The sequence below is a fragment of the Streptomyces sp. NPDC001508 genome (assembly GCF_040298665.1).
GTDB lineage: Bacteria > Actinomycetota > Actinomycetes > Streptomycetales > Streptomycetaceae > Streptomyces.
Window position 1 is genome coordinate 59,667 of the sequence record NZ_JBEPAP010000043.1, and the last position, 18,036, is coordinate 77,702.

16 protein-coding genes and 1 pseudogene are annotated in these 18,036 nt (G+C 74.3%); 10 read left to right on the plus strand and 7 right to left on the minus strand.

Annotated features, from left to right (window positions below):
- The first annotated feature begins 7 nt into the window (after positions 1-7).
- Entirely contained in the window at positions 8-1,753 is a 1,746-nt protein-coding gene (locus ABT245_RS30900; protein ID WP_351739800.1) for an ABC transporter permease subunit, read from the plus strand.
- Entirely contained in the window at positions 1,750-3,048 is a 1,299-nt protein-coding gene (locus ABT245_RS30905) for an MDR family MFS transporter (RefSeq protein ID WP_351739803.1), read from the plus strand. The genes ABT245_RS30900 and ABT245_RS30905 overlap by 4 nt, the downstream gene beginning before the upstream one ends.
- Before the next feature lie 299 nt (positions 3,049-3,347).
- Here ABT245_RS30905 and ABT245_RS30910 read toward each other — a convergent pair whose 3' ends face one another.
- Entirely contained in the window at positions 3,348-4,112 is a 765-nt protein-coding gene (locus ABT245_RS30910) for a CDP-alcohol phosphatidyltransferase family protein (RefSeq protein ID WP_351739805.1), read from the minus strand.
- Positions 4,113-4,219: 107 nt separating this feature from the next.
- Between ABT245_RS30910 and ABT245_RS30915 the strand changes: the two genes are divergently transcribed.
- The 5 genes and pseudogenes from ABT245_RS30915 to ABT245_RS30935 form a co-directional block, all read left to right on the plus strand.
- The gene (locus ABT245_RS30915) at positions 4,220-5,194 is read left to right on the plus strand and encodes a zinc-dependent alcohol dehydrogenase (protein WP_351739808.1); all 975 of its coding nucleotides are present in this window, start codon (positions 4,220-4,222) and stop codon (positions 5,192-5,194) included.
- Between the two features lie 135 nt (positions 5,195-5,329).
- On the plus strand, positions 5,330-5,728 hold the full coding sequence (locus ABT245_RS30920; RefSeq protein WP_351739810.1) for a 6-pyruvoyl trahydropterin synthase family protein: 399 nt from the start codon (positions 5,330-5,332) through the stop codon (positions 5,726-5,728).
- A complete protein-coding gene (locus ABT245_RS30925; RefSeq protein ID WP_351739813.1) occupies positions 5,725-6,909 on the plus strand; it encodes a glycosyltransferase family 4 protein in 1,185 nt (394 codons plus the stop codon). The genes ABT245_RS30920 and ABT245_RS30925 overlap by 4 nt, the downstream gene beginning before the upstream one ends.
- A gap of 89 nt (positions 6,910-6,998) precedes the next feature.
- A complete protein-coding gene (locus ABT245_RS30930) occupies positions 6,999-7,955 on the plus strand; it encodes a class I SAM-dependent methyltransferase (protein WP_502982231.1) in 957 nt (318 codons plus the stop codon).
- Positions 7,952-9,193 (plus strand): annotated as a pseudogene (locus ABT245_RS30935) (lysylphosphatidylglycerol synthase transmembrane domain-containing protein); the annotation flags it as partial. The gene ABT245_RS30930 and the pseudogene ABT245_RS30935, both read left to right, overlap by 4 nt.
- Before the next feature lie 107 nt (positions 9,194-9,300).
- Here the strand turns inward: ABT245_RS30935 and ABT245_RS30940 are convergent.
- The gene (locus ABT245_RS30940) at positions 9,301-10,116 is read right to left on the minus strand and encodes a creatininase family protein (RefSeq protein ID WP_351739818.1); all 816 of its coding nucleotides are present in this window, start codon (positions 10,114-10,116) and stop codon (positions 9,301-9,303) included.
- A 38-nt stretch (positions 10,117-10,154) separates the two neighbouring features.
- On the opposite strand from ABT245_RS30940, the gene ribA reads away from it, so the two are divergent.
- The gene (ribA, locus tag ABT245_RS30945; RefSeq protein WP_351739820.1) at positions 10,155-10,814 is read left to right on the plus strand and encodes a GTP cyclohydrolase II; all 660 of its coding nucleotides are present in this window, start codon (positions 10,155-10,157) and stop codon (positions 10,812-10,814) included.
- A gap of 28 nt (positions 10,815-10,842) precedes the next feature.
- Here the strand turns inward: ribA and ABT245_RS30950 are convergent, their stop codons facing one another.
- Positions 10,843-12,066 (minus strand): serine hydrolase domain-containing protein, encoded by a 1,224-nt coding sequence (locus ABT245_RS30950; protein WP_351739823.1) that lies wholly within the window; start codon positions 12,064-12,066, stop codon positions 10,843-10,845.
- Positions 12,067-12,277: 211 nt separating this feature from the next.
- Positions 12,278-13,156, minus strand: a complete 879-nt coding sequence (locus ABT245_RS30955; protein ID WP_351739826.1) for an NAD(P)-dependent oxidoreductase — start codon at positions 13,154-13,156, stop codon at positions 12,278-12,280.
- A gap of 113 nt (positions 13,157-13,269) precedes the next feature.
- Here ABT245_RS30955 and ABT245_RS30960 point away from each other — a divergent pair, with 113 nt between their 5' ends.
- Complete coding sequence (locus tag ABT245_RS30960; protein WP_351739829.1) at positions 13,270-13,866, plus strand: TetR/AcrR family transcriptional regulator; 597 nt, start codon at positions 13,270-13,272, stop codon at positions 13,864-13,866.
- Between the two features lie 571 nt (positions 13,867-14,437).
- A complete protein-coding gene (locus tag ABT245_RS30970; RefSeq protein ID WP_351739832.1) occupies positions 14,438-16,363 on the plus strand; it encodes a glycosyltransferase family 39 protein in 1,926 nt (641 codons plus the stop codon).
- A 14-nt stretch (positions 16,364-16,377) separates the two neighbouring features.
- On the opposite strand, the gene ABT245_RS30975 is transcribed toward ABT245_RS30970, so the two are convergent.
- From ABT245_RS30975 to ABT245_RS30985, 3 genes are all read right to left on the minus strand, one after another.
- Positions 16,378-16,971, minus strand: a complete 594-nt coding sequence (locus ABT245_RS30975) for a histidine phosphatase family protein (RefSeq protein WP_351739835.1) — start codon at positions 16,969-16,971, stop codon at positions 16,378-16,380.
- Between the two features lie 6 nt (positions 16,972-16,977).
- Positions 16,978-17,859 carry a phosphogluconate dehydrogenase (NAD(+)-dependent, decarboxylating) gene (gene gnd / locus ABT245_RS30980; protein ID WP_351739838.1) on the minus strand — a complete coding sequence of 294 codons (882 nt, stop codon included), beginning with the start codon at positions 17,857-17,859 and terminating at the stop codon, positions 16,978-16,980.
- Positions 17,860-17,878: 19 nt separating this feature from the next.
- The coding region (locus ABT245_RS30985; protein WP_351739841.1) for a phosphoglucose isomerase-related protein at positions 17,879-18,036 on the minus strand (158 nt) is incomplete at its 5' end.

Genomic DNA, 18,036 nt, shown 5'->3' on the forward strand with positions numbered 1-18,036 from the left:
GCGGAGCATGCTGTGGCGGGCCGGTCTCGCCCTCGCCCTGGTGTGCGGGATCGGCCTGCTGCCCTGGCTTTCGCACACCGACCCGGCGCGCACCGTCCTCAAGGCCCGCGCCCAGGACCGGGAGCCGACGCCCGAGGTACTGGCCGACATCCGGGCCGGACTCGGCCTCGACGAAGGGCCGCTGCCGCTGCTCGGGCGATGGCTGGCCGGTCTGGTCCGCGGCGACGCCGGACGGTCCTGGATCTCCGGCGCCGAGGTCGCCCCGGACGTCCTGCGGGCGCTCGGCGTCTCCCTGCTGCTGATGGCGGTCGCCGGCCTGGTCGCCGTCTGCACCGCCGCCGCGGTGTGCGCCCGCACGCTGTGGGCGGCGGCCCGGGGCGGGCGGCGGCGGACCGGTGGCACCGGCTCCGCCGTACTCGTCGCGCTCCCCGAATTCCTCACCGCCTCCGTGCTCGCCACCGTCGTCGGCGTCCACCTCGGCTGGCTGCCCGCCCTCGGCTGGTACGGGCCACGCTGGACGGTGCTGCCCGCGCTCGCCCTCGGACTGCCCGCCGGGGCCGTGCTCGGCCGGCTCCTGGACGACCTGCTGCCCGGCGCCTTCGGTGAACCCTGGGCGCGGGCCGCCGCGGCCCGCGGACTGCCCGGCCGGCGCATCGCCCGTCAGGCGCTGCGCCGCTGCGTGCCCCAACTGCTGCCGAACGCCGCGCTGTTCGTCGTCGGGCTGACCGGCGGCGCCGTCGCCGTCGAGCAGGTCTTCGACATACCCGGCCTCGGCCGCACCACCCTGAAGGCCGCCCTCGCCCAGGACCTGCCGGTCCTCCAGGCCGGCGCCCTCGCCCTGCTGCTGCTCGGCGCCGCCGCCTCGGGCGGCGCCCGCCTCGCGGCCCGGCTGCTGACCGGTCCCGCCCTGCGCGACGGCGCCCTGCTCGGCCGCGACCTGCCCGCCCCGCACGCCCGCCGCGCCCTGCCCCTCGTCCTCGGCGCGGCGCTCCTTGGCACCGTCGCCCTCGGCCTGCCCCGCGACCCGCTCGCCGTCGACACCGGCGCACGGCTCCAACACCCGTCCCTACAGCATCCGTTCGGCACCGACGCGCTCGGCCGCGACCTGCTCGCGCGGATCGCCCACGGCGCCCTCGACACCCTGCTGCCGGCCCTCGCCGTCAGCGCCGCCGCACTCCTTGCCGGGGTGCTGCTCGGACTGCTGCCGCGGCTGTCCGGACCGCTCGTGGACACCGTCAACGCCGTACCGCCCGTCCTCGCCGCGCTCCTGGTCACCGCGGTGGCGGGCGGCGGCCCCGGCACACCCGCACTCGCCGTGACGGCGGTCGCCTGGGCCCCGCTCGCCGCGCACACCGCCGCGCTGCTACGGCAGGAACGCGCCACCCTGCACATCACGGCCACCCGTGCCCTCGGTGCGGGCAACGGCCATCTGCTGCGCCACGAACTGCTGCCCGCGGTGCTCCCGCCCGTCGTACGGCACGCCCTGCTCCGGTTGCCCGGCGTCGCCCTGGCCCTGGCCTCCCTGGGCTTCCTCGGCCTCGGCGCCCAGCCGCCCTCCCCGGAATGGGGGCGACTCCTCGCCGAGAACCAGCCGTATGCGGAACGCGCGCCCTGGGCCGTCCTCGCTCCCGCGGCCCTCCTCGCCCTGCTCGGCGCGCTGGCGGTGACCGCCGCGGGCGGGCTGCGCCGGCCGCGCCCGAGGTCCCGCAGCGCACAACCGCCCTCCTCCACGGCCGAGGCGACCGCCCGATGACCGCACGCACCGCAGGACCGCGGACCGCAGGCGCGCCCCTCACTGCGCTGCTGCGCCTGCTGATCCTCACCCAACTCGCCTTCAACATCGGTTTCTTCGCCGTCCTGCCGTTCCTCGCCGAGCACCTCGGGCAGGCGATGGGCATGGCCGGCTGGCTGGTCGGTCTCGTCCTCGGCCTGCGCACCTTCAGCCAGCAGGGGCTCTTCGTGGTGGGCGGGGCGCTCGCCGACCGGTACGGCATCCGGCCCGTCGTGCTCGCCGGCTGCGTCCTGCGGATCGCCGGATTCGTCTGGCTCGGCCACGCCGAGCGGACCTGGACGGTGCTCTGCGCCGTGCTGCTCATCGGGTTCGCCGCCGCGCTGTTCTCACCCGCCGTGGAGTCCGAGGTGGTCCGGCAGGCGGTGCTCCGGGAGGAGTCGGGCGGCGGCCCGCGCACCCGTGTCCTCGCCCTGTTCACCGTCGCCGGGCAGGCGGGGGCGTTCCTCGGACCGCTGCTCGGCGCGCTGCTGCTGACCGCCGACTTCCGCACGGTGTGCCTGGCCGGCGCCGCAATCTTCGTCCTCGTCCTCGCCGGGCACGCCCGGCTGCTGCCGCGGCACATCCCCGGCCGGACCCACCGGCCGCTGGCGGGCGGCGCGCGGAGCCTGCTGCGCAACCGCCGCTTCCTCGCGCTGTGCTGCGCCTACGGCGCCTATCTGCTCGCCTACAACCAGCTCTATCTCGCGCTGCCCGCCGAGGTGGCCCGGGCCACCGGTTCGCAGGCCCCGCTGGCCTGGCTGTTCGCGCTGTCCTCGCTGCTGGTCGTGGCCGCCCAACTGCCCGTCACCCGCTGGGCGGGACGACGGCTCACCCCCCGCCGGTCCATGGCGGCCGGGCTGCTGCTCGTCGCCGCCGGGTTCGCGGCCGTCGCGGCGGTCCGCCCCGCGGCCCCGACCGGCATCGCGGGACTGCTGCCCGCCACGGTCCTCGTCGTCCTGCTCACCCTCGGCCAGATGCTCATCGCGCCCGTGGCCCGCGCCTGGGTGCCCGACCTCGCCGAGGACGGCAGGCTCGGCCTGTACACCGGGGCGCTGTCCTCGCTGTCCGGGCTGATCGTGCTGGCCGGCAGCGCGGCTACCGGCACTCTTCTCGACAGTGCGCTCCCGCCGGCCGTGCCCTGGCTCGTGCTGGCCGCCGTACCGGCCATGGCCGTCGCCCTGCTGCCACGCCCGGCGCACGCCTCCCGGGGGCCCCAACACCCCAGCGGCCTGGCCGCCCCGCGGGCCCGCCGCCCGCGGGAGGGGCTCTCGTCCTGAGGGTGTCTCCGGCGGTCTGCGTGGGCTGGGGTGTGTGGACGTGTGGGGGGTTGTCGGCCGGGTGTGGGTTTGTCGGGGGTGGTGTTCCGTCGGTGTGGGGCGCCGTCGGGTCTCCTGGCCGTGTGCTGGTCGGCTCGGCTGTTTCGCCGCTGCGGCCTCCGGTGTCCGCACGGCGCCCGGGCGTCCACCGGGCGGTCATCGACCGGCCGTCCACCGGGCGGTCATCGACCGGCCGTCCGCCGGACGGTCACCGGCCGTCCGTTCGCTGGGCGGTCATCGGCCGGGCGTTCGCCGGGTGGTCATCGGCCGGCCGGTTCCAGTGCCTTGGTGGCCGGAGCGTTCGGGACGGTGAGCCGTGCGGTCCGCCACAGCCACAGCACGTCCCGGCCGAACGACCACACCAGCGAGCCCAGCGCCAGCAACACCACCACGAAGTCCCCGGAGAGCGGCAGCAGTTGCGAACCCGCCAGCAGCAGACAGACACCCTGCAACGCGGCGACCGTCTTGCGGGCGACCGACGGCGGCAGCGGCGCGTTCAGCCACGGCGCGACGCGGGCCGCCGCGACGAACGCGTAGCGCATACCGCCGATCAGCAGCACCCACGGACCCAGCCGCGTCGACACGTACACACTCAGCACCAGGATCAGGAACGCGTCGACCTCCATGTCGAAGCGTGCGCCCAGCGCCGTCGACGTACCGGTGCGGCGGGCCACCTTGCCGTCGACGCCGTCCAGGAGCAGCGCGACCGCCGTGAGACCGACCAGCAGGGTGAGCGGCGGCGCGCTCTCGAAGGAGTCCGCGACCAGCGCCGTCACCCCGCCGACCAGGGTGGCCCGGCCGAGGGTGACCCGGTTGGCCGGGCCGAAGGAACGCAGCCGGGAGCGGTGCAGCGCCCGGGAGAGCACCGCCCAGGTCGCGAACGCGAACGCCAGCCCCGTCAGCCAGCCCGCCGGCCCCATGCCGAACGCCGAGCCCAGCAGGACCAGCAACAGGACCTGCACGCCCGCCCCCACGGCCGTCTCCTGCTGGACCAGCCTCGCGTCGTCAATGTTGTTCAGGGCCACGGCTCACCCTCCGGCCGAGTGACAGAGTCGATCAGTGCCGCGTACTGTGCGCGGCCTGTGTACATCTCGGTACGTGAACAACTTCCCGATCGTTCAGGAGGATGCCGATGAACCGGTCCGCGCATGCGTTCTGGCTCAGCTCGCCGGGCCACGGCGAGTTGCGCGAGGTCACCGTCCCCGAACCCGCCGCGGACGAGGTACTGGTGCGCACGCTCTACTCCGGAGTCAGCCGCGGCACGGAGACCCTGGTGTTCCGCGGCCAGGTCCCCGAGAGCCAGCACGCCGTGATGCGGGCGCCGTTCCAGGACGGCGACTTCCCCGGCCCGGTCAAGTACGGCTACCTCAACGTCGGCGTCGTGGAGCAGGGCCCGGACACCCTGACCGGACGCACCGTCTTCTGTCTGTATCCGCACCAGAGCCGCTACGTCGTCCCCGTGCACGCCGTCGTCCCCGTGCCGGACCGCGTGCCCGCCGGGCGGGCCGTCCTCGCCGGCACCGTGGAGACCGCCGTCAACGCCCTGTGGGACGCCGCGCCGCTCATCGGCGACCGGATCGCGGTGGTCGGCGGCGGCATGGTGGGCTGCTCGGTCGCCGCCCTGCTGGCCCGCTTCCCGGGCGTACGGCTCCAACTCGTCGACACCGACCCGGAGCGCGCCGCGACCGCCGAGGCGCTGGGCGTCGACTTCGCCGCGCCCGAGGACGCGCTCGGCGACTGCGACCTGATCGTCCACGCCAGCGCCGACGAGCGGGGCCTGGCCCGTGCCCTCGGCCTGCTCGCCGCCGAGGGCACGGTCATCGAACTGAGCTGGTACGGGGAGCGGTTGGTCACCCTGCCGCTCGGCGAGGCGTTCCACTCCCGGCGGCTCACCGTGCGCAGCAGCCAGGTCGGCTCCCTCTCTCCGGCCCGCCGCGCCGGCCGCGGCTACGCCGACCGGCTGGCCCTCGCCCTCGACCTGCTCGCCGATCCGGCGCTGGATGCCCTCATCACGGGGGAAAGCGCGTTCGAGGAGCTGCCCGAGGTGATGCCGAGGCTCGCCACGGGGGAGATCCCGGCGCTGTGCCACCGGGTCCGGTACGGCTGAGGGGAGTGGGGTGTCTGACCTGAGAAGAAGCGTGAGTCCGCACTGAACGCGGGGAAGCGAAGAGCCGTACTACACGGCATCCCCCGGCCGCAGCCGGCGGGGGAACCAGAGGCGCCGCACCTGGAGGGTCGTCCGTTGTTCAGCATCACCGTCCGCGATCACATCATGATCGCCCACAGTTTCCGCGGCGAGGTGTTCGGGCCCGCGCAACGCCTGCACGGCGCCACGTTCCTCGTGGACGCGACGTTCCGCCGCGAGCAGCTGGACGACGACAACATCGTCGTCGACATCGGCCTGGCCACGCAGGAACTCGGCGCGGTCGTCAGCGAGCTGAACTACAGAAACCTCGACAACGAGCCCGACTTCGCCGGCGTCAACACCTCGACCGAGTTCCTTGCCAAGGTGATCGCCGACCGGCTCGTCGAACGCATCCACAAGGGCGCGCTCGGCGAGGGCGCCAGGGGCCTGGCGGGCATCACGGTCACCCTGCACGAGTCGCACGTCGCCTGGGCGAGTTACGAGCGTGCCCTGTGACCGACACGACCATCGGCCGGGCCCCGGCCCTGACCTACGTGCCCGCGCAGCGCGCGGCCCTGAAGAACGTCGGGATCATCCCCATGTCCCTGCGCACCCTGCACTTCGTCATGCCGGGCGGTGTCGACGACGCGGCCGCGCCCAGCGGCGGCAACGCCTACGACCGGCGTCTGTGCCTGGACCTGCCCGGATTCGGCTGGCAGGTCACCCGGCACGCCGTGGACGGCGCCTGGCCCCGCCCCGGCGTCGCCGGCCGCGACGAACTCGCCCGCACGCTAAGGGAGTTGCCGGACGGCTCGGTGGTCCTGCTCGACGGCCTCGTCGCCTGCGGGGTCCCCGAGATCGTGGTCCCCGAGGCGGAGCGGCTGCGGCTCGCGGTCCTCGTCCATCTGCCGCTCGCGGACGAGACGGGCCTCGCGCCGTCCGTGGCCGCGGACCTCGACGCCCGGGAACGCGCGGTGCTCCGGGCGGTACCCGCGGTGATCGCCACCAGCGACTGGGCGGTCCGCCGTCTCGTCGCCCACCACGGCCTCGCCCCGCAGCGGGTGCACATCGCCGTGCCCGGCGCCGACATCGCGCCCCTCGCCGCCGGCACCGACGGAGTCTCGCAACTGCTGTGCGTGGCCGCGGTGACACCCCGCAAGGGGCAGCACCGGCTGGTGGAGGCGCTGGCCGCGGTACGGGATCTGCCGTGGCGCTGTGTGTGCGTCGGCGGCCTCGGCCACGACCCCGAATACGTCGCCCGTCTGCGGTCCCTGATCGAGCGGCACGGCCTGGCCGACCGGCTGCACCTCGCGGGCCCGCGTTCCGGCGCCGACCTCGACGCCAGTTACGCCGCCGCCGACCTGATGGTCCTCACCTCCTACGCCGAGACGTACGGCATGGCCGTGACCGAGGCGCTGGCCCGGGGCATCCCGGTCCTCGCGACGGATGTCGGCGGACTGCCCGAGGCACTGGGCCGCGCCCCGGACGGCGGGATGCCCGGCATCCTCGTCCCGCCGGAGGACCCCGCCGCGCTCGCCGCCGAACTGCGCGGCTGGTTCGGCGAGGCCGACGTGCGCCGGCGCCTCAAGGCCGCCGCGCGCAGCCGCCGCGCGGCGCTCGACGGCTGGGCGACCACCGCCCGCAGCCTGGCCGGGGTCCTGCAACGACTCCCGGACGAACCACGGAGGGCGGCATGAACGGAACCACCCCACAGGCCGGGCGGACACCGGTACGGCCCGGGACGCGGGCCGTACCGGGCGCGGGAGCGACGAAGGGGACAGCGACCATGACGGAACCCGGCGCGCCGCGCCGCGCCGTGCACGAAGGGGCCGGGCCGGCCGTGGCCCCCGGCACCGTGCCGCGGCCGGGGGAGCGGCCCACCGTGCGGCTGCGCGAGTCCGGACCGCAGGAGCCGCCGCGGTACGCGCCCGAATGGCTCGAACTGCGCGAGCCGGCCGACGCCACGGCCCGCGCGCTCGACCTGCTCGACCCGCTGCGGATCCGGCTCGCCAATCTGCCCGGCCGGGCCGACGGCATTGTGGTGCACGACCTGGGCTGCGGCACCGGCTCGATGGGCCGCTGGCTCGCGCCCCGCCTGGACGGCGCCCAGCACTGGATCCTGCACGACCGCGACCCGTATCTGCTGCACTTCGCCGCCGTGGGCTCCCCGCGCGCCGCAGCCGACGGCAGCCGGGTCACCGTGGAGACGCGGCGCGGCGACGTGGCCCGGCTGACCCCGGACGCCCTGAGCGGCGCCTCACTGGTGACGGCGTCCGCGCTGCTCGACGTCCTCACCCGCGAGGAGGTCGGCACGCTCGCCGCGGCCTGCGTCGGGGCCGGCAGCCCGGCGCTGCTCACCCTCACGGTCGCCGGACGCGTCCGGCTCACCCCGGCCGACCCGCTGGACGCGGAGATCACCGACGCGTTCAACGCGCACCAGCGGCGCACCGGCCTGCTCGGTCCCGACGCCGTCACCGTGGCCCGCGAGGCGTTCACCGACCGCGGGGCGACGGTACGGCTGCATCCGAGCCCCTGGCGCCTGGGACCCGAGGACGCCGCGCTGACCGCCCAGTGGCTGCGCGGCTGGGTGGCCGCGGCGGTCGAGCAGCGCCCCGACCTGGCGCGGCGCGCCGACCGCTACCTCCAGGACCGTCTGGCGGCCTGCGCGGCGGGCGAGTTGAGCGTCGTCGTCGACCACACCGATCTGCTCGCCCTGGTCCGCCCGACGGGGCACACCGCATGACGCCGCGCACGGCGGGCCCCGCGACCCGGCCGCACACCCCGCCCACCCGCCCGGCCGCACCGGCCCAGCGGCACCACCCGCGCCCACAGCATCCGCAACCCGCGGCCGCGCTCGGCACGGCACCCGTATCCGAAGCCACGCCGACCCTCCCGGGCCCGTCCGGTACGGCGCCGGTGTGTTCCGTCCCGGTGGGCGCCGGGTGCACGCCTGCCGCGGGGCCTGCGTCCGATGTCACGCCGACCCTCCCGGGCCCGTCCGGTACGGCGCCCGTGTCCTCCCTCGCTGCCGCCGCGCATCGGTCCGGTGCCGCGTGCGCGCCCGGTGGCGGGGCCGTGTCCGATGGTGGACCTCCGGGTGTCGGCTCGCCCGCGCAGCGTCGTCCGGGAGGCCGCGCCCGTGGTGGTTCCAGGGGCGGGCAGGGGTGGTTGCCGGCGGTGGGCCGCGCCGTGCGCGGGCGGCTGGGTGCCCTGGCCGGGGCCGGGATCCTCGGGGTGCTGCTGTGGCGGCTGGGGACCGGCGTGTTCCTGGACGGGCTGCGCCGGATCGACCTGGGGACGCTGCTGATCGCCGTGGGCATCGGCGTCGTCACCACCGTGTTCAGCGCCTGGCGTTGGCACCTCGTGGCCCGCGGCCTGCGGATCCGGCTGCCGCTGGGTTCCGCCGTCGCCGACTACTACCGGGCACTGTTCCTGAACGCGGCCCTGCCCGGCGGCGTGCTCGGCGATGTGCACCGGGCCGTCCGGCACGGGCAGGAGGCCGGGGACGTCGGCCGCGGTGTCCGCTCCGTCGTGCTGGAGCGGGCCGCCGGACAGGTCGCGCTGGCCGTGGCCGGCGCGGCGCTGCTGCTCACGCTGCCGTCCCCGCTGCGGGACGAGGCCCGGGACTTCGCCCCGCTGGTCGTCCTCGGCGCGGCGGGCGCCTGCGCCGTCGTCCTGGCCGTCCGGATGAACCGTGCCCCCTCCCGCCGCCCCGGCACCCTGCGCACCGCACTCGCCGAGGCCCGCGCGGGGCTGCTCTCCCGCGCCAACTGGCCCGGCGTCGCCCTGTCCTCGGCGATCGTGCTGGCCGGACACCTCGCGATGTTCGTGGTGGCGGCCCGGGCCGCCGGCTCCACGGCCGCCGTCCCGGCACTGCTGCCCCTCGCGGTCCTCGCCCTGGTCGCCATGGGCCTGCCCCTGAACATCGGCGGCTTCGGCCCCCGGGAGGGCGTCACCGCCTGGGCGTTCGGCGCCGCCGGCCTGGGCGCGGACAGCGGACTGGCCACGGCTGTCGTGTACGGGGTGCTCGGCTTCGCGGCGAGCCTGCCCGGCCTCGCCGTCCTGATCGCCCGCTGGTGCACGGGACTTCACCCGCGTCCGGCCGACCCCCCCTGCGCCGACGCCGCGTTCCCGGCTGCACCGGCCGCATCCGCCCCGGAGGTGAGCAGGGTGAAATATTCCGCGAAGGATTCCGCGAGGCTCGTCAGCAGCTTCTTCCCCTTTTCCGCCGAACCCAGGGAAGGACGGCCGATGACTCCCGATTCGGTATAGGCGGACATTCCCGCGGTGAGCAGATGACGACGGTCGTCCGCGGTGAAATCGGCGGACTGGTAACCAGGACGGACCAATTCGGGATGGGCGTGCAGCAGAACGGAGGTCTCGATCTCCCCGGCGTGCATGTCGGTCAGCAGCGAGGTGCGCACCCCGGCCCGCTCCCGGGCCGTCTCCCAGTCCTCGGCGGCCGGGAACAGCACCATCCGCTCCCCGCGCGCGGAGGACTCCTGAACCACGTTGCCCAGCACATAGTTGCCGCCGTGGCCGTTGACCACGGCCAGCGCGTCGACGCCGGAACGGCGCAGCGACGCCGCGACGTCCCGCACCACCGCGTGCAGGGTCACGGCGGAGATGCTGACGGTTCCGGGCCAGGCCGCGTGCTCGTGCGAGCAGGACACCGTCAGCGGGGGAAGGAGGTGCACCGGGTACGCCGCGGCGATCTCCCGCGCGACGGCGCAGGCGACGAGCGTGTCGGTCGCCAGCGGAAGGAACGGACCGTGCTGCTCGAAGCTCCCCACGGGAAGGACGGCGACCTGTGACGACACGCCCGCACCGCGCGTCCGTACGTCCTCGGTGGTGTCCGCCGGCAGTACATCGTGTGCCGCCGCACGCGCGCCCGAACCACTCATCTTTCCATGGCCTTTCGTCTCCGTTGAGGAATCAGATCATGACAGAAAACATCGGCGTACTCGGCAAGAAGTCCGCACGGCGTTCGGGTGTGGAACGCGTCGTGACCGCGCCCCTGCCCACCGTGTACGGGAATTTCCAGGCCATCGGCTATCTGGACCACGACGGCGGTGACGAGCAGGTCGCGCTCGTACACGGTGACCTCGGCACCGAGGACGTGCTGACCCGGCTCCACTCGGAGTGCCTGACCGGCGACGCGTTCGGCTCCCAGCACTGCGAGTGCGGCGACCAACTCGCCTCCGCGCTGCGCGCGGTGGTCGCCGCGGGCAGCGGCGTCGTCGTCTATCTCCGCGGGCACGAGGGCCGCGGTATCGGGCTGCTGGCGAAGCTGCGCGCGATGGCCCTGCAGGCGGAGGGACTTGACACCGTCGAGGCGAACCTCGCCCAGGGACTGCCGGTCGACGCCCGCGACTACGGTGTGGCCGCCGCCATCCTGCGCGACCTGGGCGTCGCCTCGGTACGGCTGATGTCCAACAACCCGCGCAAACGCGAGTCGTTGCAGCGGCACGGCATCCAGATCGCCGAGGAGGTACCGCTGTTGATCCCGCCGTGCGAGAACAACATCACCTATCTGCGGACCAAGCGGGAACGACTCGACCATCACCTGCCCCATCTGGACGCGGTGGCGCACCTGTCCTGAGGCCGCGCGGCGGCCTCCTCGGCCCGGCTCAGTCCACCACGGCCTCGTGCACCAGCCGCTTCAGCTCCGGGAACACCTTCAGGGTTCTGGGCCGTACCTGGGTCATGAACTGCACGGTGAGATCACGGCCCGGGTCGACCCAGAAGGTGGTGGTCGCCACCCCGCTCCAGCCGTAGGTGCCGAGCCCGGCCGGGGCCGCCGTACGGTCCGGGTCGATCACCACGGAGACCCCGAGGCCGAAGCCGACGCCGTCGTTGCCCGGCTCCCGGTGCGGGGACGCGCCGAAGGCGCGCAGGTCGGCGTCGCCTGGCAGGTGGTTGCGGGTCATCAGGGCCACCGTTTCGGGCCGCAGCAGACGGACGCCGTCCAGTTCGCCGCCCCGGCGCAGCATCTCCGCGAACCGGTGGTAGTCGTAGGCCGTGGCCACCATGCCGCCGCTGCCGGACAGGAACCGGGGACGGCCGCGCAGCGGCAGGCCCGGGATCGGCTCGATGCCGCCGCCCTCGGTCTCCCCGTACAACTCGGAGAGCCGGTCCGCCTGTTCGGGCACGATGTGCAAGCCGGCGTCCGGCATCCCCAGCGGACGGAAGATCCGCTCGGCGAAGAACATGTCGAGCGGCTGCCCGGAGACCACCTCGACCACCCGGCCCAGCACATTGGAGGCCACCGAGTAGTTCCACTGTGTGCCCGGCTCGAACTGCAGCGGCAGCCCGGCGTACACGTCGATCGTCTCGGCGAGGTTCGCGCCGGGCGGCACGGACGACTCAAGGCCGGCGGCCCGGTAGAGGGCGTCGACCGGGTGGGAGTGGTAGAAGGCGAAGGTCAGGCCCGCGGTGTGGGTGAGCAGATGCCGGATCAGGATGGGGCCCTCGGCGGGGCGGGTGGTGACGTCGGTGCCGGAGCCGCCCTCGTACACCCGCGGGTTCGCGAAGGCCGGCAGATACCGGTCGAGCGGATCGTCCAGGGACAGCCGTCCCTCCTCCACCAGGAGCAGCACGGCGACCGCGGTGACCGGCTTGGTCATCGAGTAGATCCGCCACAGCGTGTCCGGCCGCACCGGCAGCCCGGCCGCCCGGTCACGCGCGCCGTGCGCCGTGAGGTGGGCGACGCGTCCGCCGCGGGCCACGGACACCAGGTAGCCGGGCAGCCGGCCCTCGTCCACGTAGCGGGCGAAGTACTGGTCGAGGCGGTCCAGCGCCTTCGGGTCGAGACCGGCCTCGTCCGGGGCGACTTCCTGTCGCAGCTGTGCCATCGCTGTCCTCCGCTCGGTGCCGTCCGGCGGTTGATCCTCGCATGACCAGGGGTGTCGGCGGGGTTGCGCAGTTCCCCGCGCCCCTGTGCGGGTTGGTCGGTTGTTGGTTGGGTGCGGGTGTGTGGGGGTTTGTCGCGCAGTTCCCCGCGCCCCTGGGGTGTGGGGTGGTCGGTTGTTGGTTGGCGGCGGGGGGTGGGGTTTTCGGGGCTTTTTACGGGGCTGTTTTGGTGCGGGTTTCGATTGCTCGGAGTACCGCGATCATGTCCTTGTCGCCGTGGCCGGCCAAGACGGTCTCCTCGAACAGGTCGTGGCAGACGTCGAGGAGCGGTGAGGCGAGGCCCGCCGTGCGGGCCGCCGCCGCGATCAGCCGGTTGTTCTTCAGCACATCGAGCGCCGCGGCCTGCACCGCGAAGTCCCGGTCGTGCAGCTTGGGCGCCTTCATCCGGGAGACCCCGCTGGCCATCGGGCCCGCGTCCAGCACGTCCAGGAACAGCCGCCGGTCCAGGCCCTGCCGCTCGGCGAAGTGGAACGCCTCGGTCAGCCCGGTCACCAGCGTGATCAGGAAGAGGTTCACCGAGAGCTTCATCAGCAGCGCGTGCGGCGCCGGACCGCACACGAACACCTCCCGGCACATCGGCGCCAGCAGCGGCTCGACCAGCGTCACCGCCTGCTCGTCCCCGGCCAGCATCGCCACCAGTTGCCCCTGCTCGGCGGGCACCCGGGAACCGGAGACCGGCGCCTCGGCATAACGGCCGCCCGCGGCGCGCACGTCGGCCTCCAGTGCCTGCGAGTACTCGGGCGAGGTGGTGCCCATGTGCACCACGACCCGTCCGGCGACGCGAGCCGCGAATCCCAGGCCCCCGCGGTCCAGCACGGCGTCGATCGCCGCGGCGTCGGCGAGCATCAGGATCACCACGTCCGCCCGCGCGAACACCCCGTCGGGGTCCGCGGCCACCTCGGCGCCGGCCGCGCGCAGCGGCTCGGTGCGCCCGGGGGTGCGGTTCCAGACCACGAGCGGGGTGCCCGCGGCCGCCAGGCGCAGCGCCATGGGCTGCCCCATCACTCCGAGACCGATGAATCCGACACGCACGTGAGGCCACCCTCCACACCGACCGACTATGACAGCGGTCATAGTAGCGGGCGCTATGACGACGGTCATAGGCTGGGCCGCACAGCGAGACACGGCACACCGGGAGGTCGACGATGGCGGGGTCCCGGCGCGGACCGAGGGAGCGCATGGTCTTCAGCGCCGCCCAGCTGATCCGGCGCGACGGGGTCGCCGCGACGGGCATGCGCGAGGTGGCCGCCCATGCCGAGGCGCCGCGCGGATCGCTCCAGCACTACTTCCCGGGCGGCAAGGAACAGCTCGTCAACGAGGCCGTGGCCTGGGCCGGGCGGTACGCGGGCAACCGGATCGCCCGTTTCCTCGCGGAGCAGGACCGGCCGACGCCGAGCGGCCTGTTCGCGGCGATGGTGCGGCAGTGGACCGACGAGTACGGCACTAGCGGCTTCGACCGCGGCTGCCCGGTCGCCGCGGCCACCGTGGACTGCGCCGCGGCGGGCACCTCTACCCGGGAGGCGGCGGCCGCCGCGTTCGCGGCCTGGCGGACCCCGCTCGCCGCGGCCCTCACGGACCTGGGAGTGCCGGCCGAGCGGGCCGCCGCACTGGCCACCGTGATGATCAGCGCCCTGGAGGGGGCGATCCTGCTGGCCCGGGCCGAGCGTGATGTGGCACCCCTCGCGACCGTGACCCGCGAACTGGGCCCCCTCCTCGACGCGGCCGTGCGTCCCCCGGCCTAGGGCTGGCCTAGCTAGGGCTTGTTTCGGAGGTCCCGTCTGGCCCTCCGGGCGGACGACGCTACTTTCGAAACACGCCCTGGCGAAGACCGCGGCCGGTCCGGTGACGGCGTCGGGCCGACATCGTCTCCGGCCGGACCGGCCGCGGTCCCGCCCGCTCGCCCGGCACACCGCCCTGACCGCCGACGAGGTGGTGGCCGCGGCCCACCGTCACCGTGCCGCGGGCGGCGCGTTCTGGCGCTGCCGCACGACCAGCGTCGGCCGGGTGTTCTTCGAACTCGTCCGCCGCCACCCCGGCCACCGCGGATACGGCGCCGCGAACACGTGCGTGCAGCTCTGTCGGCCGGGCGTGAGCCTGCCGGATACGGCGACCGGCAGGGCGGCCCGGCTCGTGGCACAGCACGCCGGGCGGCCCCCGCGCTGACCGCTGCCCCGGTGTGGAGGGGGTGAGAGGGAGGTGAGATCTCCCTCTGTTTCAGGGTCCGTACGGGTTCGCCGGCCGATACTCGCGAAAGTCCGGAATGCGCCCCGTGTTCCGGACCCGAGTCAACCCGGTTGCCCTGGAAGGCCGTTCATGCCGAGCACCGTCAGCGAACCGCGCACGGGGGTCCGCGCGGGTCCGCCACCGCCCCCGGCCCCACCGCGCACCCGTGCCGACCGCTACGAGCGTCCGGCGCTCGTGTGCATCGCGGCACTCGCCGCCCTGCTCTTCCTCTGGGGCATCGACCACAGCGCCTACCACGCCTTCTACGCGAGCGCGGTGCGCAGCATGACCGACGGCCCGGTTGCCTTCCTCTACGGCTCCTTCGACCCCGCCGGTTCCATCACCCTCGACAAGCTGCCCGGCTTTCTGTGGCCCCAGGCCCTGTCGGCGCTGGTCTTCGGCTTCCACCCGTGGGCGCTGGTGCTTCCGCAGGCCGTCGAGGGCGTGGCCTGCGTCCTCCTGCTCCACCTGGTGGTGCGCCGCTGGGCCGGGGTGGCCGCCGGTCTCGCGGCGGCCGCATTCCTCACCCTCACCCCGGTGACCGTGGGCGTGGGCCGGTCGGTGGTCGAGGACGCGCCGTTCGTCCTGCTGCTGCTCCTGGCCGCCGAGGCCACCCAGCGTGCGACCGAACGGGCCCGGCCGCGCACCCTGCTGCTCGCGGGCCTCTGGGTGGGCCTGGCGTTCCAGTGCAAGATGCTGGAGGCCTGGGCGGTACTGCCCGCGCTGGCCGTGACCTACCTGGTCGCCGCGCCCGCCCCGGGGCGCCGCCGGGCCGGTCATGTCGCCCTGGCCGGCGCGATGACGGCGACGGTGTCGCTGTCGTGGATGCTGGTGGCCACCCTCACCCCGGCCGCCTCCCGGCCCTTCCTCGACGGCACCACCGACAACTCGGCGTTCGGCATGGTCGTCGGCTACAACTTCCTGACCCGTTTCCACGCGGTCGGCATCGACGCGGCCGGCACCGGCAGCATCGTCACCGGCGGGCCCGCGCATGCGGGTGGTGCCCATGCGTCCGGCATGGGCGACAGCGTGTGGAAGATGTTCAGTCCCGGGCTCGCCACCCAGACGGGATGGCTGTACCCGCTCGCGGCCCTCGGACTCGTCGGAGGTCTGGTGGCGCTGTGGCGGCGGCGTGTGCCGCGCACCGACCGCCTGCTCGCCGGACATCTGCTGTGGGGCGTGTGGCTTGCCACCTTCTTCGTGGTGTTCAGCTTCGGCAGCGTGACCGGTCACACCTACTACATGGGCGTCGTCGCGGTGGCCCTGTCGGCGCTGGCCGGCGCCGGGGTCGTGCAGGGGTGGCGGGCGCTTCGGGCCGGCGGCCGTACGGCCTGGCTGCTGCCGGCGGTGCTCGCCGTCAACGTCGCCTGGTGCGCGGCCCTGACGCTGTGCTACCCGCAGTTCTTCGGCTGGTCGGCGCCCGCCGCCGGCGTCCTGTGTCTGACCGGGCTCGCCCTGACCGGTGTGCGGCGCGGGCGCGCCGTCACGGCGGGAACGGCCGCCGCCGTCGCCGCGGTCCTGCTGATCCCCGCCGTGTGGTCGGCCTCGGCGCTGTCCCCGCGCTACAACCAGCCCGGCGGCTTCGGCCGGGTCGGCCCGAACAGCGTCCGCACCGGTACCGCGCTGTCGACCCTGACCCCCGCGCGGCACCGCCTGCTGGCCTACCTCACCGCGCATCGCGACGGCGCCCGCTATCTGGCGGCCGTGCCCAGCTGGACGTCCGCCGCGCCGTATGTGATCGCCGCCGACGCGCCCGTGCTGCCCGTCGGGGGGTTCACCGGACGCGTGCCGTTCCCCAGCCCGCGGGGACTGAGCCGGCTGGTCGACTCCGGCCGGCTGCGTTTTGTGCTGCTGCGCCCCTTTGACGTCGTGGCGCACCCCCGCGCCGGACGGACCCCGGCCGACGTGCTGGCCCGCTGGACCGTCGTCCACTGCACCCGGGTGCCGCCGGCCGCGTACGGCGAGCACGGCCGCGGGCAGCTGCTGTACCGCTGCGGCCCGGAGCACGGTGGGTGATCCGGGCCGGGGTGTCAGACGGTCCTGTTCCACTCCGCGATCACGGGTCTTTCGTGTTCCGTGGACAGCCGGCTGACCGCGCCGGTCGCCAGCTGGAACAGCCGGCCCTCGGTGGGCGGCAGCCCCAGCCGGCGGGCGGTGAGCACCCGCAGGAAGTGGGCGTGGGCGACGAGCACCACGTCACCGCTGTCCCGGTCGAAGGCGGCGTCGACCCGGGACAGCACCCGGTCGGCCCGCCGTCCCACCTGCGCGGGTGACTCGCCGGTATGCCCCTCGGGGCCGGGCGGTACGCCGTCCGTCCACAGGTCCCAGTCGGGGCGGGTGCGGTGGATCTCGGGGGTGGTGATGCCCTCGTAGCCGCCGTAGTCCCATTCGTGCAGTTCGGGGTCGGGCACCGCCCCGCTCAGGCCCGCGAGTTCGGCGGTGCGGATGGCGCGGGTGAGCGGGCTGGTGAGTACGAGCGCGTAGGTCCGGGCCGACAGGAGTGTGGCGAGGGACTTGGCCTGTTCCTCGCCGTGCCGGGTCAGCGGCAGATCGGTCCGGCTGGTGTGCCGGCCCGTCAAGCTCCACTCCGTCTCGCCGTGGCGGACCAGGACGAGGTCCCCCACGGCCGGTTACTCCTTCGCCGATTCGACGGCGTGGCCGCCGAACTGGTTGCGCAGCGCCGCGATCAGCTTCATCTGCGGCGAGTCGTCCTGGCGGGAGGCGAAGCGCGCGAACAGGGAGGCGGTGATGGCCGGCAGCGGGACCGCGTGGTCGATGGCGGCCTCGACGGTCCAGCGGCCCTCGCCGGAGTCCTGCGCGAAGCCCCGCAGCTTCTCCAGGTGTTCGTCCTCGTCCAGGGCGTCGACCGCGAGGTCGAGCAGCCAGGAACGGATGACGGTGCCCTGCTGCCAGGAGCGGAACACCTCCCGCACGTTGTCCACCGAGTTGACCTTCTCCAGCAGCTCCCAGCCCTCGGCGTACGCCTGCATCATCGCGTACTCGATGCCGTTGTGGACCATCTTGGAGAAGTGCCCGGCGCCGACCCGGCCCGCGTGCACATAGCCGTACGGGCCCTCGGGTTTGAGCGCCTCGAAGATCGGCTGGAGCCGGTCGACGTGTTCCTTGTCGCCGCCGACCATCAGCGCATAGCCGTTCTCCAGGCCCCATACGCCGCCGGAGACACCGGCGTCGACGAAGCCGATGCCCTTGACGCCGAGTTCCGCGGCGTGCTTCTCGTCGTCACTCCAGCGGGAGTTGCCGCCGTCGACGACGGTGTCGCCGGGCGACAGCAGGTCGCCGAGTTCGTCGATGACCGACTGGGTGGGGTGGCCGGCCGGGACCATGACCCACACCACGCGCGGGGCGTCGAGCCGTTCGACCAGTTCGGTGAGGCTCTTCGCGTCGGACAGGTCGGGGTTGCGGTCGTAGCCGATGACGGTGTGGCCGGCGCGGCGGATCCGCTCGCGCATGTTGCCGCCCATCTTGCCGAGGCCGATGAGTCCGAGCTGCATGTCAGTTCACTCTTCTCTCTTACGCGTTCTTGAGCGTGCGGTAGGCGGCGACGAGGGCGGTGGTGGACGGGTCGAGGCCTTCGACCTCGGTGCCCTCGGTGAGTGCGGGCTCGACGCGTTTGGCGAGGACCTTGCCCAGCTCCACGCCCCACTGGTCGAAGGAGTCGATGTCCCAGA

Coding starts and splice junctions, on each gene's coding strand:
- ABT245_RS30900 (WP_351739800.1), top strand. CDS start 8: ATGCTGTGGCGGGCCGGTCTCGCCCTCGCCCTGGTGTGCGGGATCGGC.
- ABT245_RS30905 (WP_351739803.1), top strand. CDS start 1,750: ATGACCGCACGCACCGCAGGACCGCGGACCGCAGGCGCGCCCCTCACT.
- ABT245_RS30915 (WP_351739808.1), top strand. CDS start 4,220: ATGAACCGGTCCGCGCATGCGTTCTGGCTCAGCTCGCCGGGCCACGGC.
- ABT245_RS30930 (WP_502982231.1), top strand. CDS start 6,999: ATGACGGAACCCGGCGCGCCGCGCCGCGCCGTGCACGAAGGGGCCGGG.
- ABT245_RS30940 (WP_351739818.1), bottom strand. CDS start 10,116: ATGAGTGGTTCGGGCGCGCGTGCGGCGGCACACGATGTACTGCCGGCG.
- ribA (WP_351739820.1), top strand. CDS start 10,155: ATGACAGAAAACATCGGCGTACTCGGCAAGAAGTCCGCACGGCGTTCG.
- ABT245_RS30950 (WP_351739823.1), bottom strand. CDS start 12,066: ATGGCACAGCTGCGACAGGAAGTCGCCCCGGACGAGGCCGGTCTCGAC.
- ABT245_RS30960 (WP_351739829.1), top strand. CDS start 13,270: ATGGCGGGGTCCCGGCGCGGACCGAGGGAGCGCATGGTCTTCAGCGCC.
- ABT245_RS30970 (WP_351739832.1), top strand. CDS start 14,438: ATGCCGAGCACCGTCAGCGAACCGCGCACGGGGGTCCGCGCGGGTCCG.
- gnd (WP_351739838.1), bottom strand. CDS start 17,859: ATGCAGCTCGGACTCATCGGCCTCGGCAAGATGGGCGGCAACATGCGC.